Annotated in this window: 30 protein-coding genes and 1 pseudogene; 15 read left to right on the plus strand and 16 right to left on the minus strand. The window is 65.2% G+C overall.

What is annotated here, in order from left to right; translation table 11 throughout:
* Positions 1 to 127 precede the first annotated feature (127 nt).
* Positions 128 to 682: a TetR/AcrR family transcriptional regulator gene (locus AB0876_RS05225; RefSeq protein ID WP_491839428.1), complete on the plus strand. Its 555-nt coding sequence runs from the start codon at positions 128 to 130 to the stop codon at positions 680 to 682.
* On the opposite strand, the pseudogene AB0876_RS05230 reads toward AB0876_RS05225, so the two are convergent.
* The 4 genes and pseudogenes from AB0876_RS05230 to AB0876_RS05245 form a co-directional block, all read right to left on the minus strand.
* Positions 679 to 1,566: pseudogene (locus tag AB0876_RS05230) on the minus strand (formylglycine-generating enzyme family protein); the annotation flags it as partial. The gene AB0876_RS05225 and the pseudogene AB0876_RS05230 overlap by 4 nt on opposite strands.
* Positions 1,567 to 1,641: 75 nt before the next feature.
* On the minus strand, positions 1,642 to 2,535 hold the full coding sequence (locus AB0876_RS05235; protein ID WP_491839429.1) for an HAD family hydrolase: 894 nt from the start codon (positions 2,533 to 2,535) through the stop codon (positions 1,642 to 1,644).
* A gap of 4 nt (positions 2,536 to 2,539) precedes the next feature.
* On the minus strand, positions 2,540 to 4,084 hold the full coding sequence (locus AB0876_RS05240) for an arylsulfatase (protein WP_526041400.1): 1,545 nt from the start codon (positions 4,082 to 4,084) through the stop codon (positions 2,540 to 2,542).
* A 140-nt stretch (positions 4,085 to 4,224) separates the two neighbouring features.
* A complete protein-coding gene (locus tag AB0876_RS05245; RefSeq protein WP_491839431.1) occupies positions 4,225 to 5,775 on the minus strand; it encodes an arylsulfatase in 1,551 nt (516 codons plus the stop codon).
* Between the two features lie 138 nt (positions 5,776 to 5,913).
* Here AB0876_RS05245 and AB0876_RS05250 point away from each other — a divergent pair, with 138 nt between their 5' ends.
* From AB0876_RS05250 to AB0876_RS05265, 4 genes are read left to right on the plus strand one after another with little or no spacing between them, the layout of a single operon-like run.
* Positions 5,914 to 7,005 carry a tellurite resistance/C4-dicarboxylate transporter family protein gene (locus tag AB0876_RS05250; RefSeq protein WP_526041401.1) on the plus strand — a complete coding sequence of 364 codons (1,092 nt, stop codon included), beginning with the start codon at positions 5,914 to 5,916 and terminating at the stop codon, positions 7,003 to 7,005.
* A 1-nt stretch (position 7,006) separates the two neighbouring features.
* Entirely contained in the window at positions 7,007 to 7,282 is a 276-nt protein-coding gene (locus AB0876_RS05255) for a dsRBD fold-containing protein (protein ID WP_491839433.1), read from the plus strand.
* A gap of 46 nt (positions 7,283 to 7,328) precedes the next feature.
* On the plus strand, positions 7,329 to 8,012 hold the full coding sequence (locus tag AB0876_RS05260) for an AzlC family ABC transporter permease (RefSeq protein ID WP_526041402.1): 684 nt from the start codon (positions 7,329 to 7,331) through the stop codon (positions 8,010 to 8,012).
* Positions 8,005 to 8,334, plus strand: a complete 330-nt coding sequence (locus tag AB0876_RS05265) for a branched-chain amino acid transport AzlD family protein (RefSeq protein WP_526041403.1) — start codon at positions 8,005 to 8,007, stop codon at positions 8,332 to 8,334. The genes AB0876_RS05260 and AB0876_RS05265 overlap by 8 nt, the downstream gene beginning before the upstream one ends.
* A 19-nt stretch (positions 8,335 to 8,353) precedes the next feature.
* Here the strand turns inward: AB0876_RS05265 and AB0876_RS05270 are convergent, their stop codons facing one another.
* The 4 genes from AB0876_RS05270 to AB0876_RS05285 form a co-directional block, all read right to left on the minus strand.
* Positions 8,354 to 9,448, minus strand: coding sequence for a 3-beta-hydroxysteroid dehydrogenase (locus AB0876_RS05270; protein ID WP_526041404.1), 1,095 nt, complete (start codon positions 9,446 to 9,448; stop codon positions 8,354 to 8,356).
* A gap of 63 nt (positions 9,449 to 9,511) precedes the next feature.
* Positions 9,512 to 9,724, minus strand: a complete 213-nt coding sequence (locus AB0876_RS05275; RefSeq protein WP_526041476.1) for an exodeoxyribonuclease VII small subunit — start codon at positions 9,722 to 9,724, stop codon at positions 9,512 to 9,514.
* A 20-nt stretch (positions 9,725 to 9,744) separates the two neighbouring features.
* Positions 9,745 to 10,974 (minus strand): exodeoxyribonuclease VII large subunit, encoded by a 1,230-nt coding sequence (gene xseA, locus AB0876_RS05280; RefSeq protein ID WP_526041405.1) that lies wholly within the window; start codon positions 10,972 to 10,974, stop codon positions 9,745 to 9,747.
* Positions 10,971 to 11,552, minus strand: coding sequence for a lipid droplet-associated protein (locus AB0876_RS05285; RefSeq protein ID WP_491839438.1), 582 nt, complete (start codon positions 11,550 to 11,552; stop codon positions 10,971 to 10,973). Before AB0876_RS05285 ends, xseA begins: the two co-directional genes overlap by 4 nt.
* 62 nt (positions 11,553 to 11,614) lie before the next feature.
* On the opposite strand from AB0876_RS05285, the gene AB0876_RS05290 reads away from it, so the two are divergent.
* On the plus strand, positions 11,615 to 12,628 hold the full coding sequence (locus tag AB0876_RS05290) for a 4-hydroxy-3-methylbut-2-enyl diphosphate reductase (RefSeq protein WP_055116664.1): 1,014 nt from the start codon (positions 11,615 to 11,617) through the stop codon (positions 12,626 to 12,628).
* A 23-nt stretch (positions 12,629 to 12,651) separates the two neighbouring features.
* Here the strand turns inward: AB0876_RS05290 and AB0876_RS05295 are convergent, their stop codons facing one another.
* Positions 12,652 to 13,851: a DUF6542 domain-containing protein gene (locus AB0876_RS05295; protein WP_526041406.1), complete on the minus strand. Its 1,200-nt coding sequence runs from the start codon at positions 13,849 to 13,851 to the stop codon at positions 12,652 to 12,654.
* Between the two features lie 84 nt (positions 13,852 to 13,935).
* On the opposite strand from AB0876_RS05295, the gene ychF reads away from it, so the two are divergent.
* The 6 genes from ychF to AB0876_RS05325 all read left to right on the plus strand — a co-directional run bounded on the left by ychF (position 13,936) and on the right by AB0876_RS05325 (position 17,232).
* Positions 13,936 to 15,009, plus strand: a complete 1,074-nt coding sequence (gene ychF / locus AB0876_RS05300; protein WP_526041407.1) for a redox-regulated ATPase YchF — start codon at positions 13,936 to 13,938, stop codon at positions 15,007 to 15,009.
* Between the two features lie 37 nt (positions 15,010 to 15,046).
* On the plus strand, positions 15,047 to 15,607 hold the full coding sequence (locus tag AB0876_RS05305; protein ID WP_526041408.1) for a hypothetical protein: 561 nt from the start codon (positions 15,047 to 15,049) through the stop codon (positions 15,605 to 15,607).
* Positions 15,591 to 15,818 carry a DUF2716 domain-containing protein gene (locus AB0876_RS05310; protein ID WP_526041409.1) on the plus strand — a complete coding sequence of 76 codons (228 nt, stop codon included), beginning with the start codon at positions 15,591 to 15,593 and terminating at the stop codon, positions 15,816 to 15,818. Before AB0876_RS05305 ends, AB0876_RS05310 begins: the two co-directional genes overlap by 17 nt.
* A gap of 72 nt (positions 15,819 to 15,890) precedes the next feature.
* Positions 15,891 to 16,109, plus strand: coding sequence for a type II toxin-antitoxin system VapB family antitoxin (locus tag AB0876_RS05315; protein WP_491839442.1), 219 nt, complete (start codon positions 15,891 to 15,893; stop codon positions 16,107 to 16,109).
* Positions 16,106 to 16,519, plus strand: coding sequence for a PIN domain-containing protein (locus AB0876_RS05320; protein WP_526041410.1), 414 nt, complete (start codon positions 16,106 to 16,108; stop codon positions 16,517 to 16,519). The genes AB0876_RS05315 and AB0876_RS05320 overlap by 4 nt, the downstream gene beginning before the upstream one ends.
* Positions 16,520 to 16,608: 89 nt before the next feature.
* Positions 16,609 to 17,232: an HNH endonuclease signature motif containing protein gene (locus tag AB0876_RS05325; RefSeq protein ID WP_526041411.1), complete on the plus strand. Its 624-nt coding sequence runs from the start codon at positions 16,609 to 16,611 to the stop codon at positions 17,230 to 17,232.
* A 21-nt stretch (positions 17,233 to 17,253) separates the two neighbouring features.
* Here the strand turns inward: AB0876_RS05325 and AB0876_RS05330 are convergent, their stop codons facing one another.
* The 4 genes from AB0876_RS05330 to AB0876_RS05345 form a co-directional block, all read right to left on the minus strand.
* Positions 17,254 to 17,598: a hypothetical protein gene (locus tag AB0876_RS05330; protein ID WP_526041412.1), complete on the minus strand. Its 345-nt coding sequence runs from the start codon at positions 17,596 to 17,598 to the stop codon at positions 17,254 to 17,256.
* Between the two features lie 72 nt (positions 17,599 to 17,670).
* Positions 17,671 to 18,054, minus strand: coding sequence for a VOC family protein (locus AB0876_RS05335; RefSeq protein WP_526041413.1), 384 nt, complete (start codon positions 18,052 to 18,054; stop codon positions 17,671 to 17,673).
* 51 nt (positions 18,055 to 18,105) lie between these two features.
* Positions 18,106 to 18,516: an NAD(+)--rifampin ADP-ribosyltransferase gene (arr, locus tag AB0876_RS05340; RefSeq protein ID WP_526041414.1), complete on the minus strand. Its 411-nt coding sequence runs from the start codon at positions 18,514 to 18,516 to the stop codon at positions 18,106 to 18,108.
* A 40-nt stretch (positions 18,517 to 18,556) separates the two neighbouring features.
* Positions 18,557 to 19,135, minus strand: a complete 579-nt coding sequence (locus tag AB0876_RS05345; RefSeq protein WP_526041415.1) for a P-loop nucleotide/nucleoside kinase family protein — start codon at positions 19,133 to 19,135, stop codon at positions 18,557 to 18,559.
* Between the two features lie 107 nt (positions 19,136 to 19,242).
* Here AB0876_RS05345 and AB0876_RS05350 point away from each other — a divergent pair, with 107 nt between their 5' ends.
* Together AB0876_RS05350 and AB0876_RS05355 are read left to right on the plus strand one after the other, a co-directional pair.
* Positions 19,243 to 19,641: a VOC family protein gene (locus AB0876_RS05350; protein WP_526041416.1), complete on the plus strand. Its 399-nt coding sequence runs from the start codon at positions 19,243 to 19,245 to the stop codon at positions 19,639 to 19,641.
* Between the two features lie 28 nt (positions 19,642 to 19,669).
* Positions 19,670 to 20,416: a class I SAM-dependent methyltransferase gene (locus tag AB0876_RS05355; protein WP_526041417.1), complete on the plus strand. Its 747-nt coding sequence runs from the start codon at positions 19,670 to 19,672 to the stop codon at positions 20,414 to 20,416.
* Between the two features lie 25 nt (positions 20,417 to 20,441).
* Here AB0876_RS05355 and AB0876_RS05360 read toward each other — a convergent pair whose 3' ends face one another.
* Together AB0876_RS05360 and AB0876_RS05365 are read right to left on the minus strand one after the other, a co-directional pair.
* Entirely contained in the window at positions 20,442 to 21,866 is a 1,425-nt protein-coding gene (locus AB0876_RS05360; RefSeq protein ID WP_526041418.1) for an aldehyde dehydrogenase family protein, read from the minus strand.
* A 218-nt stretch (positions 21,867 to 22,084) separates the two neighbouring features.
* Positions 22,085 to 22,765, minus strand: coding sequence for a guanylate cyclase (locus AB0876_RS05365; protein ID WP_491839468.1), 681 nt, complete (start codon positions 22,763 to 22,765; stop codon positions 22,085 to 22,087).
* 41 nt (positions 22,766 to 22,806) lie between these two features.
* Here AB0876_RS05365 and AB0876_RS05370 point away from each other — a divergent pair, with 41 nt between their 5' ends.
* Positions 22,807 to 22,977, plus strand: coding sequence for a hypothetical protein (locus tag AB0876_RS05370; protein ID WP_491839450.1), 171 nt, complete (start codon positions 22,807 to 22,809; stop codon positions 22,975 to 22,977).
* A 3-nt stretch (positions 22,978 to 22,980) separates the two neighbouring features.
* Here AB0876_RS05370 and AB0876_RS05375 read toward each other — a convergent pair whose 3' ends face one another.
* Positions 22,981 to 24,645 carry an FAD-binding protein gene (locus AB0876_RS05375; RefSeq protein ID WP_491839451.1) on the minus strand — a complete coding sequence of 555 codons (1,665 nt, stop codon included), beginning with the start codon at positions 24,643 to 24,645 and terminating at the stop codon, positions 22,981 to 22,983.
* Positions 24,646 to 24,767 lie beyond the last annotated feature (122 nt).

The following is a 24,767-nucleotide window of genomic DNA, read 5'->3' on the forward strand; positions in this document are numbered from 1 at the left end:
TGGCGGCACATGTTGATATTCGCCGCCGGGTTGCCGGTTGCGGGGGCGTCTCAATCGCGGGCGGTGATCTGCGCTTCTCGTGAGATCTTCGAGGCATTTTGTCGCATCATGCGATAAATTGGGCATCATGTCTCCCAGGCGTGAAGACTGGTTGGTCGGGGGCGACCGACGTGTCGAGGCTGCCGAACGGATCTATGCCGCCGCGGCCGAGATGGCTGCCCGCGACGGACTGGATGCTCTGGATATCGATGCGTTGGCGGCGCGGGTCCACTGCTCACGCGCGACGGTGTACCGGCATGCCGGGGGTAAGACGCAGATTCGCGACGCCGTGCTGGCCAGGTTGGCCGTATCGATCGTGGGGGAGGTGCGTCGTGCAGTCGACGGCCTGACCGGAGCGGAACGGGTGTTGGTCGCCGTTACCGTTGCGCTGCAACGCATCCGGGCCGACCCAATGTTCGGCCTGCTGCTCAGCTCACTGCGGAGCGAGGGAGGAATGGCGGACCTGGCGCAATCGCCGGTCCTTGCCGCATTCGCCACCGAACTGACCGGACTCGGCGAGGACGACCCGGCGGCCGCGGCGTGGATCGTGCGGCTGGTGTTGTCGTTGTTGGTCTGGCCGGGAGCCGACGAGGCGGCCGAGCAAGAGATGTTGAGGCGCTTCGTGGCGCCGGCGTTCGGCTAGGGCGCTTTGACGCACCGAAAACCGATGTGGCTCATGCCGGTATCCACCATCTGGGGTCGCCGGGCGGCCGGCCGGTAGCGCATGCAGTAGCTGTCGGCGCACAGGAATGAGCCCCCCTTGATCACCTTGCGCCCGATCTGGAACTGGGGCTGGTCAGGGTCATAGGTATCTGCGGCGCAGCACGGCGTGGTGGCCCGGTCCGCGCCGTACCAGTCGCTGGTCCACTCCCAGACGTTGCCTGCCATGTCGAACAGGCCGTAGCCGTTGGGCTCGAAGCTTCCGACCGGTTTCGTTGTGCCATAACCGGTGTCGGGTAGGTACGGGAATTCGCCGTGCCAGTAGTTCGCGAGGCGCTGCCCGGGTTGCTCGGGCTGGTCGCCCCACGTGTATGCCGCACCGACGATTCCGCCGCGGGCCGCGGTTTCCCACTCGGCCTCGCTCGGCAGTTCCAGGCCGGCCCAGTCCGCGTAGGCCGCAGCGTCGTCAAAGGCGATGTGCACCACGGGGTGCTGCTCGCGGCCTTTCAGTGACGAGCGTGGTCCGCGTGGGTGGTTCCAGCGCGCACCCGGCGTCCATGCCCACCATTGGCTGATGTGTCGCAGATCCACCGGCCCCGCAGTGCGCCGGAACACCATCGAGCCGGGGACGAGGTTCTCGGGTGGGGCACCCGGGAAATCGTCGGGGTTCACCGGACGTTCGGCGACTGTGATGTAGCCGGTGGCCGAAACGAACTGCGCGAATTCGCTATTCGTCACCTGGTGGCGCTGGATCCAAAACCCCGCGGTCGCAACCTCGCGTGCCGGTGCCTCTTCGGGGTAATGCGCGTCGGAGCCGAGGATCGTCGTCTGCGCCGGAACCCACACCAGATCGGCCGATGTCATGCGTCGACTCTGCGGTGAGGGCGAAGGGTACTCGCACTTTCGCGCCCTGGACGCAGAGTCGACGACCTTGGTGCGGAGTCAGTCAAAGACCGTCGTCCAATCTTTGCGCATGCTCGCCACCGTCCAGCCGCGGTCGGCGGCGAGCCCCAGCGCCTTCTCGGCCCCTGCCGTGTAATCGAATTCGCGGTCGGCATCATCGTGGCGCACCACCATGCTCAACGACGGACCCGCGCCGCCGGCGGTGTACTCCAGCATCTGGATATCGCCGTTGGAGTTGCCGACCGCGAAGATCGGCCGACGCCCGATGCGCCCCCAGATCCGCACCGCCTTGACCGGTCCATCGTTCAGGAACTCGGGGGTGGCTGTCGTCCTGAGTTGACCGTCGACGAAATCCAACCCCACCGAACTGCCGATCACGCGCTCAGGCGGGACGCCGTACATCGATACCGTCACCGGACGCATGAAATCGCGGCCGCCACCGGAGACAATGTAGTTGGTGAAGCCGTTGGCCTCCAGGTAACGCAGCAACTCGACCATCGGCAGATAGCCGCACGTGGTGTACGGACGCCCCAGCGTCGGGTGCTGCGCCTCGGCGAAGAACGCCTTGATCCGGTCGGCGTGGTCCTCGACAGTCAGTCCGGCATAGGCCGAAAGTATGCCGCCGGCAAGGATTTTGAGAGCAGAGTCATCGCCGTTGTAGTGCTTGGTGACGGCATCGCCGAACCAGGCCAGGTCGCCGGCAGCCGCAGCCTGGTACGGCTGTGTGGCTGCCAGCGCCGGGTCGGCCGCGGCTTGCTCGGCCAGTCGGCGCACCAGGAAGTCCAGCTGGATGTACGCCGGCTTCTCACACCACAGCGTGCCGTCGTTGTCGAACACGGCGACGCGCTCCTCAGGAGCCACCTGCTCGGTGACGCGCCCCACGAAGTCGACGATCGCCGACTTCGTGGGCCCGTCGTTCCAGGATTTCAACACCTGGTCAGCCGCCCATGCGTTCGAGGAAGTTGTGGAGTTGATCGACTGCGTTGCTGATGGTGAACGAGGCCGGTTCGCGGCGCGGTGGGAATTCCTTGAAGGTCTCTAGGAACTGGGTGACCAATGCGTTGGCCATGAGGGCGAGGTAGTCGTGTTCGAACCACCAATCCCAATAGGTGTTGGAGGTGATGTCGGCGCGCTCGTAGGGGTCGGTGCGCAGGTTGTACAGCTTCGGCGCGCGCAGGACAGTGAACGGTTCGAACCAGATCTGCAGCGTGCCCTGGCAGCGCTGCTCCATGAACACCACTTTCCAGTTGTCGATGCGCACCCCGAGTACGTCGCAGTCGTCGGAGAAGTAGATCAACCCGCGGCGAGGGCTCTTGCCGACCTCGCCGGTGAGGTACGGCAACAGGTTGAAGCCGTCGATGTGAACCTTGTACTTTGTGTCCCCGGCCTTGTAGCCCTTCTTGAGCTTCTCGACGATGTCGGCGTCGCCGGCCGCGGCCAGGAAGGTCGGCAGCCAGTCGTGATGCTGGACGATCTCGTTGGAGACGCTGCCGGCTTCGATCTTGCCGGGCCAGCGGATCAGCTCCGGGATGCGAAACGCGCCTTCCCAGTTGGTGTTCTTCTCACTGCGGAACGGCGTGGTCGCACCATCGGGCCAGGTGTTGGCGTGCGGACCGTTGTCAGTCGAGTAGATGACGATGGTGTCCTCGGCCAGGCCCAACTCGTCGAGCGCATCCAGCAGCTGACCGACATTGCGGTCGTGGTCGACCATCGTGTCGTGGTAGCCGGACTGCCAGCGCCCAGCCTGTCCGACGCTTTCGGGCTTGGTGTGCGTGCGGAAATGCATGTGGGTGGTGTTCATCCAGACGAAGAACGGCTTGTCCGCTTCCTTCTGGCGTTTGATGAAATCGATGCAGGCCTCGGTGGTTTCGTCGTCGATGGTCTCCATGCGTTTCTTGGACAGCGGTCCGGTGTCTTCGATGCGTTGTTTGCCTACCGGGCCGAAGCGCTCGTCGACCTCGTCGGACTCCTCCTCGGTCGCCCAGGAATGGACCACCCCACGCGGCAGCATCTTCCTGCGCAAATGGGGGGCCTCTTCTTCGGTCGGGTAGTCGGGGTGCTCCGGCTCCTCTTCGGCGTTGAGGTGGTACAGGTTGCCGAAGAACTCGTCGAAGCCGTGATTGGTCGGCAGATACTGGTTGAGGTCACCGAGATGGTTCTTGCCGAACTGACCGGTGGCGTAGCCGAGCGGTTTCAGCAGCGATGCGATCGTTGGGTCTTCGGGGGACATTCCGACGTCCACTCCGGGCATGCCGACCTTGGACAGGCCTGTGCGATACACACTTTGGCCGGTGATGAATGACGATCGGCCGGCCGTACAGCTCTGCTCGCCGTAGGAATCGGTGAACAGCATGCCTTCTTTGGCGATGCGGTCGATGTTGGGTGTTCGATAGCCCATCAGTCCCATGCTGTAGCAGGACAGATTGCTGATCCCGATGTCGTCGCCCCAGATGACCAGGATGTTGGGTTGGTTGTTCGGCATGTGCCAGGCCTCGCTTTCGTATCGGATGCTGTTGTCGCGCCTGCTACCTGTCCCCTCGACCCAGTCCTGACGTTATGTGCCCACAGCGCATCGGAGGACGGACTTGCCCGTCTCTCAGGGAAAACACAACTCCTGCTTGGTCAGTCCTTGGCCAGGAACGCGTGCAGCTTCTCGACCGCGTGGTCGATGCTGAAACTGGCCGGTGGGTGCCGCGGCTTGAACTCCTCGAACGTTTCGAGGAATTTCGTCGCCATCGCCGTCGCGTAGAACACGAAGTAGTCGTGGCGCAGCATCCACTCGTAGTACGTGTTCGACGTGATGTCGGCGTACTCGTAGGGGTCGGTGCGCAGGTTGAACAGCTTCGGCACGCGCAAAGGCGTGAACGGTTCGGCCCAGATCCGCAGTGTGCCCTGGCAGCGCTGCTCGGCGAACACGATCTTCCAGTTCTCAAACCGCATCGCCACCAGATCGCCGTCGTCGGAGAAGTAGAAGAACCCGCGTCGAGGGCTCTCCTCGACCTCGCCGGTCAGGTACGGCAACAGGTTGTACCCGTCGACGTGGACCTTGTACTCAGTCTCGCCGTCGGCCCCGGCTTTGTGCCCCTTCTTCAGCTTCTCGCTGATGTCGGGGTCACCCGCGGCCGCGAGCAGGGTGGGCAGCCAGTCGTGGTGCTGGACGATCTCGTTGGAAACCGTGCCCGCCTTGATCTTTCCGGGCCACCGGATCAGCTCCGGCACCCGGAAGGCGCCCTCCCAGTTGGTGTCCTTCTCACTGCGGAACGGGGTGGTGCCGGCATCGGGCCAGGTGTTGCGGTGCGGGCCGTTGTCGGTGGAGTAGATGACGATGGTGTCGTCGGCGATCCCGAGCTCGTCGAGCACGTTGAGCACCGTGCCCACATTGCGGTCGTGGTCGATCATCGTGTCGTGGTACGGCGACTGCCACAACCCGGCCTGCCCACGGCTTTCCGGCTTGGTGTGGGTGTAGAGGTGCATATGGGTGAAGTTGCACCACACGAAGAACGGGTTGCCCTCGCCGTGCTGGCGCTTGATGTAGTCGACGGTCGCGTCGGCGATGTCCTCGTCGATGGTCTCCATGCGCTTGGTGTTCAGCGGACCGGTGTCCTCGATGGTCTGCTTTCCGACCGCCCCGTACTTCGGGTCATCGGGTTCGGTCGAGACCGTGTCGGTGGCTTTGCACTTCAAGACGCCACGCGGTTTGGCCAGGTTGTAGAGCCTCGGGTAGCGATCCTCGTGCGGATAGTCGAAGTTCTCCGGCTCTTCTTCGGCATTGAGGTGGTAGAGGTTGCCGAAGAACTCGTCGAAGCCGTGCACGGTGGGCAGGTACTTGTTGAGGTCGCCGAAGTGGTTCTTGCCGAACTGGCCGGTGGCGTAGCCCATCGGTTTGAGCAGCTCGGCGATCGTCGGATCTTCGGCGGCCCAGCCGATGTCGGCTCCGGGTATGCCGACCTTGCTCATTCCGGTGCGGTAGACGCTTTGTCCACTGATGAAGGCCGCTCTGCCGGCGGTGCAACTTTGCTCACCGTAGGAGTCGGTGAATCGCATGCCCTCGTTGGCAAGGCGATCGATGTTCGGGGTGCGGTAGCCCATCAGCCCGTCGCTGTAGCAACTGAGGTTGCTGATGCCGATGTCGTCGCCCCAGATCACGAGAATGTTCGGCTTGCCGTTAGGCATGTTGGCTCCTCGCCTCGACAGATCCACCCCGACCCGATTCCGACCTTAGGCGCTCTGTGGCGTGCTCGCCGCGGCTTCGTCCGCCTGTCGCCGGATATTTACGCATTCGTCCAGCGTTGCAGTGGTAAGACCAAAGCCATGAGTGAGCCGACAGTCCGCGAGGCAGTGCGCACCCTGCACCCCGGTTACTTCGCGCTCGTCATGGGCACCGGAATCACGTCCATCGCAATGACATACCACCGTGCGCATGCGATTTCGGTGGTGCTGTTGTGGATCGCGGGCGTCGCCTACGTGGTTCTGGTGACGCTGACGGTCATCCGTATCGTCGCCTCCCGCCGTGAGTTCATGGCCGACCTGACCGATCCGAGCCGCGGTTTCGCCATGTTCACGTTCGTGGCCGCGACCTGCGTGGTCGGCACCCGATTGGCCGCCGACGGCCATTACGGGTTGGCGTTCACACTCTTGGCGATCGGCTGGGTCGCCTGGATGGTGCTGGGCTATGTGGTGCCGTGGACGGCGGTGCTCGGTCAAGCCGTCCGACCGGTGCTGCAGAGCGCCAACGGCACCTGGTTCATCTGGGTGGTGGCCAGCCAGTCCATCGCGGTGCTGGCCGCGGCATTGCAGCCCGAAATAGCCGTGGGCCGTTCGGAATTGGCGTTGCTGGCGGTGTTCTCCTGGTCGGTCGGGATATTCCTCTACGGTGCAGCGGGCATCTTCGTGGCCGTTCGGATGCTGGTGTACCCGCTGCTGCCCACCGATCTCACGCCGCCGTACTGGGTGGCGATGGGTGCCACCGCCATCACCGTGGTGGCCGGGGCTCGGATCGTGGAGATGGCGGATGCACCCATGGTCGCCGCCACGCGCGGCCTGATCGCGGGAACGTCGGTCTTCTTCTGGGCCTTCGGCACCTGGCTGATCCCCCCGCTGATCGCGGCCGGGATCTGGCGCCACTGGGTCCATCGCATTCCGTTGCGCTACGACGCCACCCTGTGGAGCGTGGTCTTCCCGCTCGGCATGTACGGCGTCGGTGGCCACTACCTCGGGCAGGCCGATCAGCTGCCGATCGTGGAGCGCATCGGATACATCGAGAGCTGGATCGCGCTGGCGGTGTGGGCGCTGGTATTCGTGGCGATGCTCCGCCACATCGTCCTCACGCTCTGGCTGGATCGCGATGTCGCCTCTGGCGTGGACGCCGTATCCGGCGCACCCTTGGAGGTGGAGGGTGATTGACATGTACGACAAGGATCTGACCAACAAATGGCTCGTCGAGATCGCGTTCTCCGAGGACGAGGTCCACACCCACGCGTCGGCCCGGGCACAGGTGCGCGATGACACCATGTCCACCACCGGGGACGCCTACCGCAACCCGAAAGACCCCGGCGCACCGATGATCGGCGAGGAGATCGCTGCGGCCCGTGCCCTCATCGCCTTGGGCAGCGATCTCCTGCATGCCGCATCGGCACGCATCGAGCAGTCCACGCACCACCCCGTGCATCTGTACCGCTGAACCGGGCTGGCCGGGTGTCCGCACCGGGTGCGGCACACTCTTCGGCATGTCCGACCACTCTTTGCGCGGGGTCATGTCGGTGACCGCGCCGATCGGCCTGGCGTTCATTCCGCTGGGCATGGCTCTGGGGCTGCTGGTGGTCCACGCGGGCCTGAATTGGTGGTGGGCGCCGGCCTTCGCCGCGGTGATCTACGCCGGATCCCTGGAATTCCTGATGGTGGGGCTGGCGGCCACGGCGGCACCTGTGGGCTCGGTCGCACTGACCACGTTCATCGTGAACAGCCGGCACGCGTTCTACGCGCTGTCGTTCCCGCTGGACCGCGTCAAGAGTCCGGTGGCCAAGCTCTACAGCACCTACGCGCTGTCGGATGAGGCGTACGCGGTGGCGGTGAGCCCGGCTGCCGAGCACTGGACGAGTCGGCCGATTCTGATGATGCAGGCGGCGTTGCAGGCGCTCTGGGTCACCGGTGCCGCGCTGGGGGGATTGATCGGTTCGGCGCTGCCGGTCGAACGATTGCAGGGGCTGGATTTCGCCCTGACGGCGCTGTTCGTCGTGCTGGCCATCGATGCGTACCGGCAGCGGCCCGACCGGCTGACCGCATTGACGGCGGTGGCCTGTGCAGTGGTTGCCTGGCTGTTGGTGCCCGGCCAACTGCTCGTCTGCGCGTTCGCCGGCTTCACAGTGGTGCTGCTGGCCCGACTCGGCGTCGAACGGCGCCGCCATGCCTGACGGCACCGGTCACATCGCGCTGCTGGTGGCTGTCGCGGCCGGTATCACCTGGGCGTTGCGCGCGCTGCCGTTCGCGGTTCTCGCGCCGATGCGGCACAGCACCGTGGTGCGCTACCTCAGTACGCACATGCCGCTCGGGGTGATGGCCATGCTGGCGATCTATACCTTGCGCGGCCACACCGATGGCAGTATTCGGCAAGTGCTGTGGTTGGGCATCGCGGTGGCTTCGACGGCGGCCCTGCACTGGGTGCGCGGCAGCGCGCTGTTGTCGATCCTGGCCGGTACGACGATCTATGTCGTGCTGATGTCGTTGTGGGCGTGAGGGATTCGCGCGGTCGGGCTCAGCGAGCGACCGCTGCGGCCGGCTCCTTCTTCGCCGACTCCATCTGGCGGAACATGTCGACGTAATAGGGCGTGCACTCTGCCATTGCCTGTTCGGTGGTGAACAACGGCTCGTAGCCCAGGTCGCGCTTGGCCTTCGCGATGGAGAAGTAGTTGTTGAGGTAAAGCCGTTCCACCGCAAGGGGTTCGATCAACGGCTCCGGCAGGGCGAACTTGAAGTGCAGCCACTGCCAGGCCATCATCACCTTGTGCACCAGGCGCCCTGACACATAGAACGTCGGCAGCGGGCGGCCGCACGCCGCGAGGACGGGGCGGGCGAACTCGAACATGTTGATGGGCTCGCCGTCGTTGATGAAGTAGGCCTGGCCGGGTGCGGTGCCGCCGGGGACCAGGTGCTGGCCGGCCAGGATGAACCCGTGGATCAGGTTGTGCACGTAGGAGTTGTCCAGCTTGATGTTCTTGTTGCCGACCAGGACCTTGACGTGTCCGGCGAGCACGTTCTCGAACACTTTGCGGAACATGGTCTGATCGCCGCGGCCCCAGATGCCGCTGGGCCGGATCGCGCAGGTGAGCATGCCGTGCTCGCCGTTCTGTGCCAGCACGAACTTCTCTGCCACGACCTTGGTCTCGGTGTAGAGGTCGTTGAACCGGGCGGTGTACGGCATGGTCTCGTCGCCGTTGACGATGTCTTGTCCGCCCATCACCACGCTGTTGGACGCGGTGTAGACGAAGCGCTTGACGCCGGCCTCCTGGGCCGCGTGTACGAGGTTCTTGGTGCCCTCGACGTTGACGGCGAAGCTGCGCTGCCGGTACTCCTCGGTGACCGAGGCGCCGCCCATCAGGTCGATGATGGCCGCGGTGTGAATGACGGTGTCGATGTCCTTGACGGCCGCGGCCACGGTCTGCTTGTCGCAGATGTCGCCCTCGATGACCTCAAGGCCGGCGTGGTCGGCCAGCGGTGACGGCGCGCGGTCGAAGGAGCGCACCACGTATCCGCGGTCGAGCAGCTCGGTCACCAGATTGGCGCCGACGAAGCCGGAGCCTCCGGTCACCAGGACGCGGCCGAGTTCAGTGGTCAAAGATGCGTCACCCATGACGGGCAGCTTAACTGAAACAGGTTCCAGTTTCGAGCGCGATCGGCAAAAATAGTTGCTGGATCAATCTTCTTCGGCCTCGCGTGCAGCCAGTGCCTGCTCGACGCGCTGGCGGGCTCCGGCTAAGTGTTCCTCGCACCGTTGTGCCAGCTTCTCGCCTCGCTCCCAGAGGTTGAGCGAAGCATCGAGGTCGAGCCCACCCTGCTCCAGCTGCTGCACGACGGCGATCAGCTCATCGCGGGCCTCTTCATAGCCCAACTCACTAATAGGATTAATACTCACGATGCTCACACCTTCTATTCGCTGCCGTCACTGACGGCGGTGATCACTCCGTCCGACACCCGGACCCGCAGACGGGTGCCTTCCGGTGCGTCCGACACCGAACGCAGCACCGTCGGCTCACCCGACGCCGGGACCGTCTGCACCACCGCATATCCGCGGGCCAGCGTCGCTGCCGGGCCGAGCGCGGTCAGCCGCGCAGACAGATGGCCGATGGTATCGGTCTCCGCGGCGATCAGCCGGGTGATGTCGCGTTGGGCGGTGGCCCGGGCCCGCGAGATCTCGTCGGACCGTGCGGTGAGCCCCGCCAGGGGCTGCGCGAGGACCGGGCGGCTGCGCAGCTGCTCCAGGTGGTGCTGCTCGCGGTGCACCCAGTTGCGGAGCGCGCGGGCGCTGCGTCGATGCAGATCGGTGATCAGCGCCTGTTCGGCGGCGGCGTCGGGAACGATCCGCTTGGCCGCGTCGGTCGGGGTGGCCGCGCGGAGGTCGGCGACGAGATCGGACAGGGGAGCGTCGGGCTCGTGGCCGATCGCGCTGACCACCGGGGTGCGGCAGGCGACGATGGCGCGGCACAGCGTCTCGTCGGAGAACGGCAGCAGGTCCTCGACGCTGCCGCCGCCGCGCGCGAGGACGATGACGTCGACGTCGGGATCGGCGTCCAGCGCCGCCAGCGCGTCCACGATCTGGGGAACGGCATTGGGTCCCTGGACGATCGTGTTGCGGATCGCGAAACGCACCGCGGGCCAGCGGGTGGTGGCGACCGTCGTCACGTCCCGTTCGGCGGCTGACGCGCGTCCGGTGATCAGGCCGATGGTGTTGGGCAGGAACGGGATCGGCCGTTTGAGGCGGGGGTCGAACAGTCCTTCGGCCTCCAGCAGCCGACGCAACCGCTCGATCCGGGCCAGCAGCTCACCGATACCGACCGCACGAATCTCGCTGACCCGCAACGAGAATGTGCCCCGACCGGTGTAGAAGTTGGGCTTGCCGCAGATGATCACCTGGGTGCCCTCGGACAGCTTGACCGGCGCATTGCGCACCAGATCGCGCGGGCACGTCAGGGTCAGGGACATGTCGGCGGCCGGATCCCGCAGCACCATGAAGACGGTTTTGGAGTCCGGCCGGATCTTGAGCTCGGTCAGCTGCCCTTCGACCCACACCGTGCCGAGTCGGTCGATCCACTTGGCGACGCGGGTCGCCACGGCCCGCACCGGCCAGGGGTTCTCCGGCGACTGGCCCGGTTCGGTCACTTCGCGGTCGCGCGGGTGATCCTGTTGGCGAGCAACGTGACGAACGGTGCGCGGGCCCGGCCGGCCTCCTCATAGGCCAGCAGCGCTTCGAGGTCGGCCACGCGCAACGACGTCAACCGGGCCCGAAGCTGAGCCAGCGTCAGCGCGTCGTAGCCGAGCTCGCCCGCGATGTCAGGCGCCGCCCCTGTGCCGGCGGCACGTGCGGACTTGCCGTTCGTCCCAGCTGCGGCCTCGGGCTCCCCGGTGCTGTACAGCGCGAACCGCCCCTCGGTACGCCGGTCGCCGTCGGTGGCCTCTGCGTCGTCTACCGTCGCGCCGTCGAGGTCGGAGTCGAGATCCTCGTCGAAGGTGGCCCACTCGGGCTGCTCGTCCTTGGGCGGAAACAGCTGTTCGAGCGTTTCATCGCCCTTGACCACCAGCTCGGCAAGGTTCTGCTGGACGTGCATCACGATGTTGGCCGCCTGGCTGGCCACCGTCATGGGGTACGTCAGGATGGTTTGGGGCAGCTTGCGAGTTTCCTCGATCGCGGTCGCAGCCGCGCCCACCAGCAGCCGGACCCCGTACGGTGCAGTTCCCATGTGCATAGACTAGCCACAGCCACGGCTGGCTCCGTTGCATTGTCGCCCCGTACCCTGGAGCCATGCCGCCGACAATCAATATGGGTATCCCGGGTGCCACGAGCTCGGTGAGGTCAGGCGGCGGTTCGCAAGCCTCTGGCAAGCGAGTCCTGCTGGCCGAACCGCGCGGATACTGCGCGGGTGTGGACCGCGCCGTCGAGACCGTCGAGCGCGCCCTGGAGAAGCACGGCGCACCGGTCTATGTGCGCCACGAGATCGTGCACAACGTGCACGTCGTCGAAACGCTGGCCAAGGCCGGCGCGGTGTTCGTCGACGAGACCGACGAGGTGCCCGAAGGGGCGATCGTGGTGTTCTCGGCACACGGCGTCGCGCCGACCGTGCACGTCGAGGCCGCCGCCCGCAATCTCCGGACGATCGACGCCACCTGCCCGCTGGTCACCAAGGTGCACAACGAGGCCAAGCGGTTCGCCCGCGACGACTACGACATCCTGCTCGTCGGTCACACCGGCCATGAGGAGGTCGTCGGCACCGCGGGTGAGGCACCCGACCACGTCCAGGTCGTCGACAATCCGGACGCGGTGGACCAGGTGACAGTGCGTGACCCGAACAAGGTCATCTGGCTGTCGCAGACCACGCTGAGCGTCGACGAGACCATGGAGACGGTGCGCCGGCTCCGTGAGAAGTTCCCGACGTTGCAGGATCCGCCGAGCGACGACATCTGCTACGCGACGCAGAACCGTCAGGTTGCCGTCAAAGCGATGGCGCCCGAGTGTGAGCTCGTGATCGTGGTCGGCTCGCGTAACTCGTCGAACTCGGTGCGGCTGGTCGAGGTGGCCCTCGGCGCCGGATCCGACGCCGCCCACTTGGTCGACTACGCCGAAGACATCGACCCGACCTGGCTGGAGGGCGTCACCACGGTGGGCGTCACCTCCGGTGCATCGGTGCCCGAGGTGCTCGTGCGCGGTGTGCTCGAGCGGCTCGCCGAATATGGTTACGGCACTGTGCAGCCCGTGACCACCGCCAACGAGACGTTGGTGTTCGCGTTGCCGCGTGAGATCCGCCCGCCGCGCGCCTGATCCCGGACCCGGCTGACCCGCCTTCAGTCGTCGTATTCCCAGGAGTGACGTCCTCGGGCTGCCGTGCCCTTCGTCGAGCGCGGTCGCGTCCGGTGTCCTACGCGGTGATCCTCGTCGTCGGCACCGCGGTACCGCACCCGCGACACCGGGTGGTGCGTCGAACGGCCCGAACCGTTGGGCTGATTCGGCTGCTCGAATGATTCCTCGAACGGCTGATAGTCGTCGAATCGGCGACGCTGCCGCTGCGGGCGCTCACGCGGGGCCTCGAATGCGCCGGCCTCGCGCCGCTCGGGCGGTGGTTGCTTGCGCGGTTCACGCGGCTGGGTGCGCACCCGCCGGCGCGGCTCACCCGCCCCGGGCTCGGCCGAACGTGGGGGCCTGGGCCGTCGTGGCCGCTCGGGAATCGCACCGTCGGGTTGGTTGCCGAGATCGCCGACGGCCGCACGGTCGGGGCGGGGGCGAGGCGGCGCCGTGCGTTTGGTGGGCCTGCGCTCGCCTCGGGGGCGCCCGGCGCCTGCTCCGGCCGCCGCTGCAGCCCCTGCGCCGGATTCGGCACCGGCGGGACGTCGCCGTGGCGGTCGTTCGGAGGGACGACGTCGCGGCGGGACATCAGCGGCGGGATCATGCTCGGCGGTCCGGTCCCGGCGCGTAGACGCCGTGGCGGGTTTGCGGAGAACCAGCCCGGAAAGTTTTGTTGTGACGGATGACACAATTCCCGAGACGGGCGTCGCCATGGCTGTTTTCGGCGTTGCGGAGCCGGCCGCTTCGTCGGCGCCGGCGTCCTTGCGCGATGTCAGGCCGACATACCACCGGCCGAGGCCGATCAGCAGCACTGTGGCCGAGAGGAACAGCATCAGCGGGAAGCGTTCGATCAGGGGATATCCGCAGTTGATGGCCAAGTCTTTGGCGCCCTGCAGCTCGCCCCCGTGGAACAGGAAATAGGACCCGGGTACGGCGACGAACAGGATCAGTGGGGGCTGGATCACCGCGGTGAACAGACCGGCCTGCTGAACGGCGAGGACGGCTGCGATGCACCCGAGGGAATAACAGATCGCGAAGACCGAACTGAGCTCCCGGTTGCCTGCACCGGCATCGAAGGCAAAGCCGATCGCGGTAGCCGTGATCGCCAAAAGGACAGCTCCCCACCACGGCACACCGGCGAATCGCGGGTGTACAGAGCGATGGTCAGCCGGCACTGCCGACTGTGCGCGCTGTCCTGACACACGTTGACCGTACCGGCTCTGTCTGGCCGCGTGCTGCCAGCTCGCGCTGGCGTGCCGGTCACACGGGCCTAGACTCTCTTCTCTGTGAGCCTGAACCTGGGAATCGTCGGTTTGCCGAACGTCGGAAAATCGACTCTGTTCAATGCCCTGACGCGTAACGACGTGTTGGCGGCCAACTACCCGTTTGCGACCATCGAGCCCAATGAGGGCGTGGTGCCGTTGCCCGATCCCCGGCTCGACAAGCTCGCCGAGATCTTCGGCTCGGAGAAGACCGTGCCGGCCCCGGTGACATTCGTCGACATCGCCGGCATCGTCAAGGGCGCGTCCGAAGGTGCGGGCCTCGGCAACAAGTTCCTCGCCAACATCCGTGAGTGCGATGCCATCTGTCAGGTGGTGCGGGTGTTCGCCGACGACGACGTGGTGCACGTCGACGGGCGGGTGGACCCGCGCTCGGACATCGAGGTGATCGAGACCGAGCTGATCCTGGCCGACATGCAGACGCTGGAGAAGGCGGTGCCGCGCCTGGAGAAGGAAGCCCGCAACAACAAGGAACGCAAGCCGGTGCTGGACGCGGCGGTCGCGGCGCAGGCCGTGTTCGACGACGGCAAGACTCTTTTTTCGACCGGTAAGGACTGGTCGATCCTGCGTGAGCTGAACCTGATGACCACAAAGCCGTTCCTGTACGTGTTCAACGCCGACGAGTCGGTGCTCACCGACGCCGAGAAGCAGGCCGAGCTCCGGGCACTGGTGGCCCCGGCCGACGCGGTGTTCCTGGACGCGAAGATCGAATCGGAGCTGATCGAGCTTGACGACGAGTCCGCCCAAGAGCTGCTGGAGTCGATCGGGCAGACCGAGCGTGGCCTGGATGCGTTGGCCCGCGCCGGTTTCCACACTCTGCGACTGCAGACGTATCTGACGGCGGGACCGAAGGAATCGCGCGCCTGGACCATCCACCAGGGCGACACCGCGCCCAAGGCCGCCGGCGTGATCCACACCGACTTCGAGAAGGGCTTCATCAAGGCCGAGGTGGTCTCGTTCGACGATCTCGTCGAGGCCGGGTCGATGGCCGCGGCCAAGGCCGCCGGCAAGGTCCGCATGGAAGGCAAGGACTACGTGATGGTCGACGGGGACGTCGTGGAGTTCCGCTTCAACGTGTAGCGCGGCGTCGTCAGTTGCTACGCATACCGTCTTTGGCATGAGTGAGTGGGAAGCATTCGTCTGCTGCACCTGCTATCGCGACGGCCGAGCCACGGAGCCGCCATGCTCGCACGATGAATTGATGACCAACCACCACGGCATCGTGACGCTGAAGCGAAGTAAGAATCCGGGTCAAGACCCAGATGACCTGTGGAACTGGCGCGTCGGCGACCGCGACGATCTCACGGGACGCGCCTGTGTTCACCCGTGGATGCATCTCGTCGATGAGATCTTCTATTGGCCCGGTAGCTTCTCTCATTCCGCTAGCTATCCCACAGTCGAGCGCTTGGTAGGCGGCTCCGACTATCCCAACCTCAATGAGGCGATTCACTCACCACCTCAGTACGAATACGCATCCGGTGGTATATGGCTCACCGCAGCTCAAGCCGCCGACACACTTGCGGAATTGACGACCCTCCGCGCGAAGTCGTCGCGCGATCTCGATGTTGCCGACGTGCATTTCCTGAAGGTTTTGGCTCGGCTCTTGATCGCGGCGACGGGAACTGGCAATCCCATCATCAACCACTACAACGGCGTCGGTGATGACTCGGGTTGGTGAACTGCCGCGGCAGGTCATTTCGAATGTCATTCCGGCCATACCCGTGTATCCCGACGGTGATTACTACGTGCACATGACCTCGGACCTTCGTTGGGGAACGTTCGGACACCCCTGGCAGCAGACCCTGACGATCTGGGGCGACGAACTGATCGCCAGTCTCGGCACTGAACTCGTCACCTGGCTCCTGCGACATCGGCAGAGCCCGGCCTAAAGCTGCGCGCCGCGACGACAGCGACCGGCCGCGCTATATAATCATTCATATAGCGAGCTAGGGGAGTGCATCATGGCTGTCACCAGCGTGGACCTTGATCCGGAACTGATAGAGCGTGCCAGGGCTCTCACGGGCGAGCGATCGAACCGAGCCGTTCTGGATCTTGCATTACGCCGGCTCATCGCGTCGAAACAGAAGGGCGCAATGATCGACGGCATCGCGGGATTGGCCGACCTCGCCACCGAGTTGGGTGCGCCCGTGATCTCGCCGGACGTGACCGAGACCTCGTGACGGACTACCTCGTCGACAACTCGGTCTGGGCAAGGTTGGCCATCGGAGACGAGGCAATCGCTGCGCGACTGCGGCGCATCGAGCGAGCGCCTGCCGACTTGTTCGTCACATGTCCGCCGCAGGTACTCGAGTTCTGCCACAGCGCTCGCACGCCCGAGGAGCACGCGCACTATCGCGAGCAGATCTCGCTCGGCTTCCCGCTCGAGCGGGCGCCCGACGAATCGGTGGTGCTCGAAATTCAAAGCGCCCTATGGAATTCAGGCCTCGTTCGGGCGGCAGGTTCACTCGACATCCTCATTGCCGGATATGCCATTCTGAATGATGCGACTGTGCTGGCCGCAGACCACGACTTCGACCACATCGCCAGGGTCGTCGAGTTACGCCACGAGTACATCGCACCTTCGTCGTGACGTTGTTTGGCGCTGAAACGTCGTGGAGTTCCGCTTCAATGTGTAGGTCTGGTGGCAAGCCTGCTGCCAAGTAACCGGGAGGCGTGCGCGTGGATTCAAAGGCTGGCGTGCTGTTCGATGTATGTGCTGCGCTTCATGTCGGGGACCCTCGGTCTGCTAAGGCGACCCTGAGGTCGCGCTATCCGTTCGAGCCGGCAGAGAAGATCGCCCGCCGGTTCTCTGTACGTCAGTCGATGGCCCTGTTCATGCGTGATGGCTTTATCGACATCTATAAGGGCAACCGACTCATCAACCCCGGCGTTCTCCGCCTCCTCCATGTTGTGCTGGGGGACGACTTCCCGGCACATCCAAACTGGAAGGTCTCAGAGACGCACCCCGCTTTCTGGGAGTTGTTCCCGACGGTCGATCATGTCGTGCCCGTCAGCCGAGGTGGGCCCGACGACGCGTCGAACTGGGTAACAGCGTCGATGCTGAGCAATCAGGCTAAGGCCCAGTGGACGTTGGACGAACTCGGTTGGGAGCGGCATCAGGCTGGCGTTGTTGAGGAGTGGGACGGGATGTCGCGGTGGCTGGTCGGCTATCTCGCGGCGAACCCGACCGTGTTGGCGGAGGCAGCTGAGCCCCACCGTCGCTACATCCAAACATGGCTTACCGTCACCAAGGCGGCGATAGAAGGGGATGACCAACCGGTGGAGTACCGCTTCAATGTGTAGCGCGCTCGCGCGTTGTCATGCTCATTTCAGGTAGTAGTGATCGAACAGGGGTGAGCCATTCGGCTTACGGCCGGCCCGAAATCGCGCAAACACATGTTCAACTTCAGCGGCGATGGGTGAGATGTAGTCGTGCCAAACGTCCCACCGCCCGTGTGGGTAGCCAAGCAAGTTGTTCAGCGCGTTGTTGATTGCGAGATCCTGCTCGGCCTCGTCTGCCCAATCTGGCCAGTGCTCGGCGATGCGTCGGACCTCGGTGCGGTGCAGTCCGAACAACGCATGAAATTCCCAGTCGGGGAAGAACGGCCCGTCGACAGCGGCCCACAGACATTGTCGGATCACCGCGGCGTCGTCGACTTCGTCGATCACATTCGGAAACTTAACGCCAAGCCCGACACTGCGGAGAGTTGATTGGGTGTGGTAACTCGGTGCAGTCGCGCTTCAACGGGTAGGGGCGGCTCTGTCGAAGTACTGCACCAGGCAGAACTCATGCCCCTCGGGATCCAGCATGTTCAGCACAACCCCCTCGTCGTAGTCGTGCCGGACGCCGGAGAAGCGTCCACCCAGCTCCTCGACCTGAAGACGTCCGGCGTCGATGTCATCGACCTCGACGTCCAGGTGGATGCGTACCTTTCCGGCTTTCGGTTCGGCTACGCGCTGGAAGGTGAGGCGGGGAAACCGTCCCGCGCGCGAGCCCACAGTCGCCCAGGCCGGATCATCTCCGTGTTCGCTCGACGCTGCAATGCCGAGCACTGCGGCCCAAAAGGTCGACATCCGAATGGGATCGGCGCAATCGATGGTTACTCCGGACCAACGGTTGCCCATCGTCTCTCCCGGTGTTCTCGGCACGGATTTCCGCGTTTACGTTCTTCGTAACTAGTTGATGATTTCGCCACGGCCCTCGGCATGGATCGCGGACAGACGGTCCCGCCACAGCTGGAGCGCCTCGGGCGTCAGTCGCGTCCAGTCGGTGACCTCGCCGACGATGCGGAGTGGCTCCCTGGTCCGGTAGGACCGGGTGGGATTGCCAGGGAACTTCTTGTCGGTGACGTTGGGATCGTTCTCGAAGTCCCCGGTCGGTTCCACGGCGTAGACCCGCGGAATCCCGTCGCCCGCGGCGAGCTCGGCAGCGAGGCCTGCGCCGTCGCGTAGCGCGGTGAAGTAGATGTGGTTCATCACGACTTCGGGCCGGTAGTTGGAACGGAACCCGGCGGTGAGGTGATCGCCCACCCGCAGGTCGGCCTTGGTGCCGTGAAAGAACGGCCCGTCATCCGAAACCTCGTCCATCTCGACAGGTTACAAACAAGCCAGGGATGCCGAACGCTCTTCACATTCGGGGCTCGGCCTGCGGATCGAACGCGGCTTCGCGTGCACTGTGAACCGCGGTGACGACGGCCGCGGCCGCGGCCTCCACTCCCGACGCAGTATCGACGCGAAGAACTTCGCGGTCCCACGGCTCGTAGATCCGGTCCTCGACCTGTTGCCACGTCGGCACGGTCAATCCATCGATGTCTGAGGTCCGGGTATCGACGCGTCTGCGGTGCAGGCTCCGATCACTGCAGATCACCTCGACGTCAAGAAGTGTGGCTCGCGCGGTCCGTGCAGCCTCAGCCCAGGCTCGTCTGGTGATGCCGAGCGGATTCACGCTGTCGGCCACGACGTCGTGCCCCGCGCTCAGGAAATCGGAAGCGATCGCATAGGCGATCCGATAGCCGGCATCGGGGACCGCGTCCCAACCGCCGGCCCGACCGATGAATCCCGACGCCGTCATGGCCGCCTCGATCGTGTCGAGTCGTACATGTACTGCGCCGATTTCAGCGCTCACGTGGCGTGCCACGGTGGTCTTGCCGACGCCAGGGAGCCCCGACAGCACGACGAGAACCGGTGTGCGCTTCCGGGTGGTCACGGCACCTGATGCTACGTCCGGTTTGTCGGAGTGCGTGTCTAGCATGCTGCGGTACCGGCCGCCGAGCGGTCCGGTGCAGTGACGGTGAACCCTCAGGAGTTGTTGACATGAAGTTTCTTTCGACCCGCATCATCACGGCCGACGTCCAGCGGCTCGCGTCGTTCTACGAGTTGGTCACCGGGGTCAGGGCGGTCTGGGGCAACGAACTCTTCGCCGAGATACCGACGCCGGTCGGCACGCTGGCGATCGGCAGCGAGAAGACCGTTCCGCTGTTCGGGCAGGGTTCTGGCGAGCCTGCGGCCAACCGAAGTGCGATCTTCGAGTTCATCGTCGACGACGTGGATGCCGAGTACGCGCGGTTGGCCGGTCAGTTGGACGACGTCGTCACCGAGCCCACGACCATGCCGTGGGGTAACCGCGCGCTGATGTTCCGGGATCCCGACGGCAATCTCGTCAACCTGTTCACGCCGGTCACCGATGCCGCACGCGCCAAATTCGGGCTGTGACTCGGCGATGCCGACGTAGCATTTCGAGGTGAGCTTCGAGGTTCCGCCGGACGCCTATGCGCGATTCATGGGCCGCTACGCCGAGCCTCTTGCGAAGGTCTTTGCGGCGTTTTCCGGGGTGAGCGCCGGCGACAACGTACTCGACGTGGGATGTGGGCCGGGTGCGCTGACAGCGCATCTGCTGTCGGTCGGAGCCCGGGTCGCGGCGATCGATCCCTCACCGCCGTTCATCGACGCGCTCCGTGCGCGCTTCCCGGATGTCGACGTGCGCCAGGGTACGGCAGAAGAATTGCCCTATGGCACGGCTGCCTTCGATGCCGCCCTCGCCCAGTTGGTTGTGCACTTCATGACAGATCCGGTAGTCGGCATCGGGCAGATGGCCCGCGTCACGCGGCGTGGCGGAATCGTCGCAGCATGCGTGTGGGACGGGCCGACCGGTGCACTGGCACCCTTCTGGGAGGCCGTTCACCTGATCAATCCTGACGCTGAGGATGAAGCACTACTTTCCGGTGCTCACCGAGGGCATCTGACCGAGATATTCGAAGCCGCCGGGCTGCGTGATGTGGAAGAGCGTCCGATTGCCGCCGATGTGGTGCATCCGACGTTCGAGGAGTGGTGGGAGCCATACACATTCGGTGTCGGCCCGGCTGGTGACTATGTTCAGGGCCTCGACGACGCCGGTCGTGCGCATCTCGAATCGGTGGCTCGCGAACATCTCGGCAGTGGCTCCTTCACCGTCACCGCCACCGCGTGGGCCGCGCGCGGGACAGTCTGACCGGAGCCGGTGACGCTCTAATCGGTCAGAACAGCTTGCGCGCCAGCTTCCAGGCCTGGTCGCTGTAGGGCGGGTACAGCATCTTGGACAGGTCGGGCCGCGTGGGCTTGGTGAGCACCGTCTTGGCATGGCTGAACTCCTGGAAGCCCCAACGCCCGTGGTAGGCACCCATCCCGGAGTTGCCCACGCCGCCGAACGGCAGCCGGGTGGTCGACGCCTGGAATGCCACATGATTGATGAGCATTCCGCCTGCCGACACCTCGGACACCACACGATTGCGGACCGCGCGGGATCGGCTGAAGAGGTACGCGGCAAGTGGTTTCGGCCGGGAGTTCACGAAATCGATGGCGTCGTCAACGGAATCGACGGTCACCACCGGCAGGATCGGCCCGAAGATCTCCTCGGTCATCAGCGGTTCTGAAGGGGAGGGATTGAGCACCACGGTCGGCTCGACCGTGAGCGACGAGTGGTCGAGCCCGCCTCCGAAGACGATCTCCCCGCGGGTATCGATCAGATACTCACTCAGCCGCTCAAGATGATCGAGGTTCAAGACCCGCATGCCTTTTGACTGGTTCACCTGCTGACGGACCCAGGCATCACACAGTCGGTCGACGAATCGCTCGGCGACGTCGCGGTGAGCGAGCACATAGTCAGGGGCGACGCACACCTGGCCGGAGTTGATGAGCTTGGTCCACGCGATCCGGGCGGCGGCGACATCGACGTCGCAGTCGTCGGCGAGGATCACCGGGCTCTTGCCGCCCAATTCCAGAGTGACGGGTGTCAGATGTCGTGCTGCCGCGGCCAGAATCTTGCGGCCGGTCTCGGCGCCACCGGTGAACAAGATGCGGTCGAATTCCTGCTCGAGCAACAGCTCACTGGTCGAGCGTGCGCCTTCGACCACGGCCACGGCATCGTGATCGAGATAGCGCGGCACAAGGTCGGCCAGCAGTCGTGATGTTCGCGGTGCGAACTCAGAAGGCTTGATCAGCACGGTGTTTCCGGCCGAGATGGCACCGATGGCGGGGCCGAGCGTCAGCAGGTAGGGCAGGTTCCACGTCCCGATGATCAGGACGGTTCCGTAGGGTTCGTACTCGACCCAGCCCCGCCCGGGCCACTGGGGCAGTTCGAGCATCCTCCGGTCGCGGCGCATCCAACGCTTGACATGCTTTGCGGCGTAACGGGCTTCGGCCACCGTGCCTGCGATATCGGTCAACCAGGATTCGAAGGGCGCCCGACCGAGATCTGCCGACAGCGCTTCGATGATCTCCGTCTCGTTGTCGATCATCAGGTCCGCGAGCCGATGCAGCTGATCTGCTCGCCAGTGCGCCGATCGCGTCCGGTCGCTACGGAAGGTCGCTCGCAGGGTCTTGATGATTCGACTGATGTCGACCTCGGTCGCCTCGTCATCGACCGCTGCGTCGTTGCCGTTCCTGGATGTTGTTCCCGTCATCGCTGCCCCCGGTGAGTGAATATGTATTCACATATATTCTCGACGGTGTGTTCTATTTCCACCATCAGACCTGATAGAGACCCTATCTATCAAGAATGGACATTAACATAATGCCGCGTGCGGGGGAACCGTGTGCAGGCCGGGCGCCACTCTTGACCGATTGATCCGGGCGGGCTCGTTGATCCGAGGAATCGACTACCCGTCGGGCCATGTCGGTCTCAGTCGACGATTACCGAGACTTCGTCACCCAGTCGGTAGCCCACGGCCAGGGGCAATTGATCGCCGCTCCAGAACGAGCCGGGATCGAACCAGTTGTAATGCTTCTCGGTGGTCAGCAGGCCCATCTCCTCGTAGGCGATGGCCACGGTTTCGGCGCAGTAGGCGGTCTCCAGCCCGACCTGGCGGCTGCGCGCCTTCTTGCGGTCGGCTGACTCGCGAACCTTCTTGTGCACAAAGGGAATTCCGCGGGTGAAGTCGCTGACGATCGGTACCCGCCCGCGCAGCCAGCGTCCGGTCAGTCGCGCGGTGGTGGGGAAGGCGGTGCCGTTCATCCGGGCGATCACCTTGAGCAGCTGGTCTTCCTGCTCGCGCGACGCGAAGGGGGTGAGCTGACGCAACCAGCAGCGTTGCCCGTAGCTGTGCGCCCATCGTTCGACGACTTCGCGGGCATCGTTGAGTTGCACCCCGCGGTGGTTGGTGCCGGTCCATACGTCGAGCATCTTGTCGCCGAGTTCGGCGTGCCAGATCAGCGGAGGCAGGTCATCGATGGCCACCGTCATCCCGACGTGGTTGACCGGGCTGTTGGTGAGGGTCTGGATCGCCCGGTCTGGTCCGGAGCCGCCGCGGAACAGCCAGATGTCACCGGTCCGAGTCTCCTCGAGCGCCTTGGTCAACGACACGGTGTTCGCTTTCACATGCGCAGCTTATGCACACTGGGTGCATGCGAAGCATGTGGAAGTGGGCGGGACTGGCCGGTGTCGCCGGGGTCGTGGCGGGCGGCGTCATGGTGGCGCGTGATCAGCGCCGCCGAAATGCCTACACCCCGCAGGATATTCGCGAGCGTCTGCACCAGCGATTGGCCGAGGCCGAGCACGGCGAGCCGAAGCGCTGAGTCCTACTGCATCAACTCGGCAATGTCGGTAGGGATCGGTGCGACCGGCTCGCGGCGCACGCCGTGGTGCGGTGACCACACCAGGTTCACCTGCAGCGCCGGGTCGAGATCGGGGTAGTCGGAACGGATGTGACAGCCCCGGGTCTCGCGTCGTTCCAGCGCGCACTCGAGCGTGGCACGGGCAGAAAGCACTGCAGACCGGAGGTCGAAGGCGTGTGCCAGGTCCGCGAAGCCGCTGATGTCGGTGTGCACACCCACGTCGGCCATGCGTGCCTCGATCTCCCCGAGCGCTGCCAATCCGGAGAGCAGGCCGGCCTCGTCTCGGACCACTCCGGCGTGCTCGGTCATCAGGTTGCGGACCACACGCTGCAACCCGCGGATGTTCTCGCTGCCATCGGCGGCCAGCAGTCGGTCGACTCGCGCCTCAGCTTCACGGACCGCCGCCAGTGACCGACGCTGGGCGGTGAGCCGCGCCGAGTAGTCGGCTGCGGCTTGCCCGGTCAGCCGGCCGTAGACCATCACCGCGATCAAGGAGTTTCCGTCCAGCAGGCCTGCGCCGTGCAAGCCGGTGGTGGCTTCGCCGGTGACGAACAGCCCGTCGATCTCGGTGCCGTGGTCCTGGGGCCGGTCAGCGATCCCGCCCAACGAGTAGTGCGCGATCGGGGCCACCTCGATCGGGTCCCGGGTGACGTCGCGCCCCTGGAGCTCCAACACGGTCTGGTAGACCTGCGGCAGTCGGGTCATGACCTTCTCGGCAGGCAGATGCGACAGGTCCAGCCAGACCCCGCCGGTCCGGGTGCCGCGCCCCGCCTTGATCTCGGCGTAGGACGCCATCGCGACCCGGTCCCGACCGGCGCGCTCCAGGTGCTCGGGGTCGTAGCGGGTCATGAACCGTTCGCCGACGGTGTTCAGTAGTAAACCGCCCTCTTCGCACACCGAATCGCTGATCAGCGTCCCTGCCACGTTCTCGGGACCGAGTAAGCCGAACGGCCGGAACTGCACCAGCTCGGCGTCCCGCAACCGGGCGCCCGCCTCGACGGCGAGGCGAAACGAGTCGCCGGTGTTCTCGTCCCGGCGGGCCGATGTCCGGCGCCAGATCCGGGTGTGGCCACCTGTCGCCAGGACGACCGCGTCGGCGTGCACGAGATACCGTGCGCCGTCGACGAGATCGAAGCCGTAGGCGCCGAAGACCGCTCCGTCGTTCACCAGGATCTGAGTCACATAAACCGTCGGGAGGGTCGGGATCCCGAGCCGGACCGCGTGTTCGCGCAGGACGCGTTGCACCTCGCCGGCGTCGGCCTTGCGCCGGTACGGGTGGGTCCCGGCGGCCCGGCCTGCGTCGGGTCGCTCGACGCGCATGCCGAAGCGCTCCAGGTCATGGATGCCTTGGGTGGCGCCCTGGGCGACCCGCTGCACGGTGCGAGGATCGGCCAGTAGGCGGCTTTCCAGCAGAGTGTCGGCCGCGTGTTGTTCCCAGCCGTCGGCGGTGTCCAGCGCCGCGTTGATCCCACTGAGGGTCAGACCGGTGTGATCGTCATCCGGTGTGTGCTTGCCCACTGCCGTGACCGCCACCCCGGCCTCGGCGAGTTCGATGGCCACTCGCAGCCCGGCGGCCCCGACCCCCACCACCAGGACAGATGTGGCGAGCTGATGTTCGCGGGGTGACATGGAATCTCCTGGGGCAGACGGCCGGTTATAAGTACCGACCGGGCGGCGTCACGGTTTGTGACAATCCCGGTAGATTTCTCGCCAGCCGTGCACACCCGTGCCGCCCAGCCCTGCCAGGAGCC

Origin of the sequence: Mycobacterium sp. NPDC049093 (assembly GCF_040704635.1) — a bacterium.
In the GTDB taxonomy this organism is placed as follows: Bacteria; Actinomycetota; Actinomycetes; order Mycobacteriales; family Mycobacteriaceae; genus Mycobacterium.

Bases quoted from the DNA above. Each gene is read 5' to 3' on its own strand.
- AB0876_RS05225 (WP_491839428.1), top strand. From the start codon at position 128: ATGTCTCCCAGGCGTGAAGACTGGTTGGTCGGGGGCGACCGACGTGTC.
- AB0876_RS05240 (WP_526041400.1), bottom strand. From the start codon at position 4,084: ATGCCGAACAACCAACCCAACATCCTGGTCATCTGGGGCGACGACATC.
- AB0876_RS05245 (WP_491839431.1), bottom strand. From the start codon at position 5,775: ATGCCTAACGGCAAGCCGAACATTCTCGTGATCTGGGGCGACGACATC.
- AB0876_RS05250 (WP_526041401.1), top strand. From the start codon at position 5,914: ATGAGTGAGCCGACAGTCCGCGAGGCAGTGCGCACCCTGCACCCCGGT.
- AB0876_RS05255 (WP_491839433.1), top strand. From the start codon at position 7,007: ATGTACGACAAGGATCTGACCAACAAATGGCTCGTCGAGATCGCGTTC.
- AB0876_RS05260 (WP_526041402.1), top strand. From the start codon at position 7,329: ATGTCCGACCACTCTTTGCGCGGGGTCATGTCGGTGACCGCGCCGATC.
- AB0876_RS05265 (WP_526041403.1), top strand. From the start codon at position 8,005: ATGCCTGACGGCACCGGTCACATCGCGCTGCTGGTGGCTGTCGCGGCC.
- AB0876_RS05270 (WP_526041404.1), bottom strand. From the start codon at position 9,448: ATGGGTGACGCATCTTTGACCACTGAACTCGGCCGCGTCCTGGTGACC.
- AB0876_RS05285 (WP_491839438.1), bottom strand. From the start codon at position 11,552: ATGGGAACTGCACCGTACGGGGTCCGGCTGCTGGTGGGCGCGGCTGCG.
- AB0876_RS05290 (WP_055116664.1), top strand. From the start codon at position 11,615: ATGCCGCCGACAATCAATATGGGTATCCCGGGTGCCACGAGCTCGGTG.
- AB0876_RS05305 (WP_526041408.1), top strand. From the start codon at position 15,047: ATGAGTGAGTGGGAAGCATTCGTCTGCTGCACCTGCTATCGCGACGGC.
- AB0876_RS05310 (WP_526041409.1), top strand. From the start codon at position 15,591: ATGACTCGGGTTGGTGAACTGCCGCGGCAGGTCATTTCGAATGTCATT.
- AB0876_RS05315 (WP_491839442.1), top strand. From the start codon at position 15,891: ATGGCTGTCACCAGCGTGGACCTTGATCCGGAACTGATAGAGCGTGCC.
- AB0876_RS05335 (WP_526041413.1), bottom strand. From the start codon at position 18,054: ATGGGCAACCGTTGGTCCGGAGTAACCATCGATTGCGCCGATCCCATT.
- arr (WP_526041414.1), bottom strand. From the start codon at position 18,516: ATGGACGAGGTTTCGGATGACGGGCCGTTCTTTCACGGCACCAAGGCC.
- AB0876_RS05350 (WP_526041416.1), top strand. From the start codon at position 19,243: ATGAAGTTTCTTTCGACCCGCATCATCACGGCCGACGTCCAGCGGCTC.
- AB0876_RS05360 (WP_526041418.1), bottom strand. From the start codon at position 21,866: ATGACGGGAACAACATCCAGGAACGGCAACGACGCAGCGGTCGATGAC.
- AB0876_RS05370 (WP_491839450.1), top strand. From the start codon at position 22,807: ATGCGAAGCATGTGGAAGTGGGCGGGACTGGCCGGTGTCGCCGGGGTC.
- AB0876_RS05375 (WP_491839451.1), bottom strand. From the start codon at position 24,645: ATGTCACCCCGCGAACATCAGCTCGCCACATCTGTCCTGGTGGTGGGG.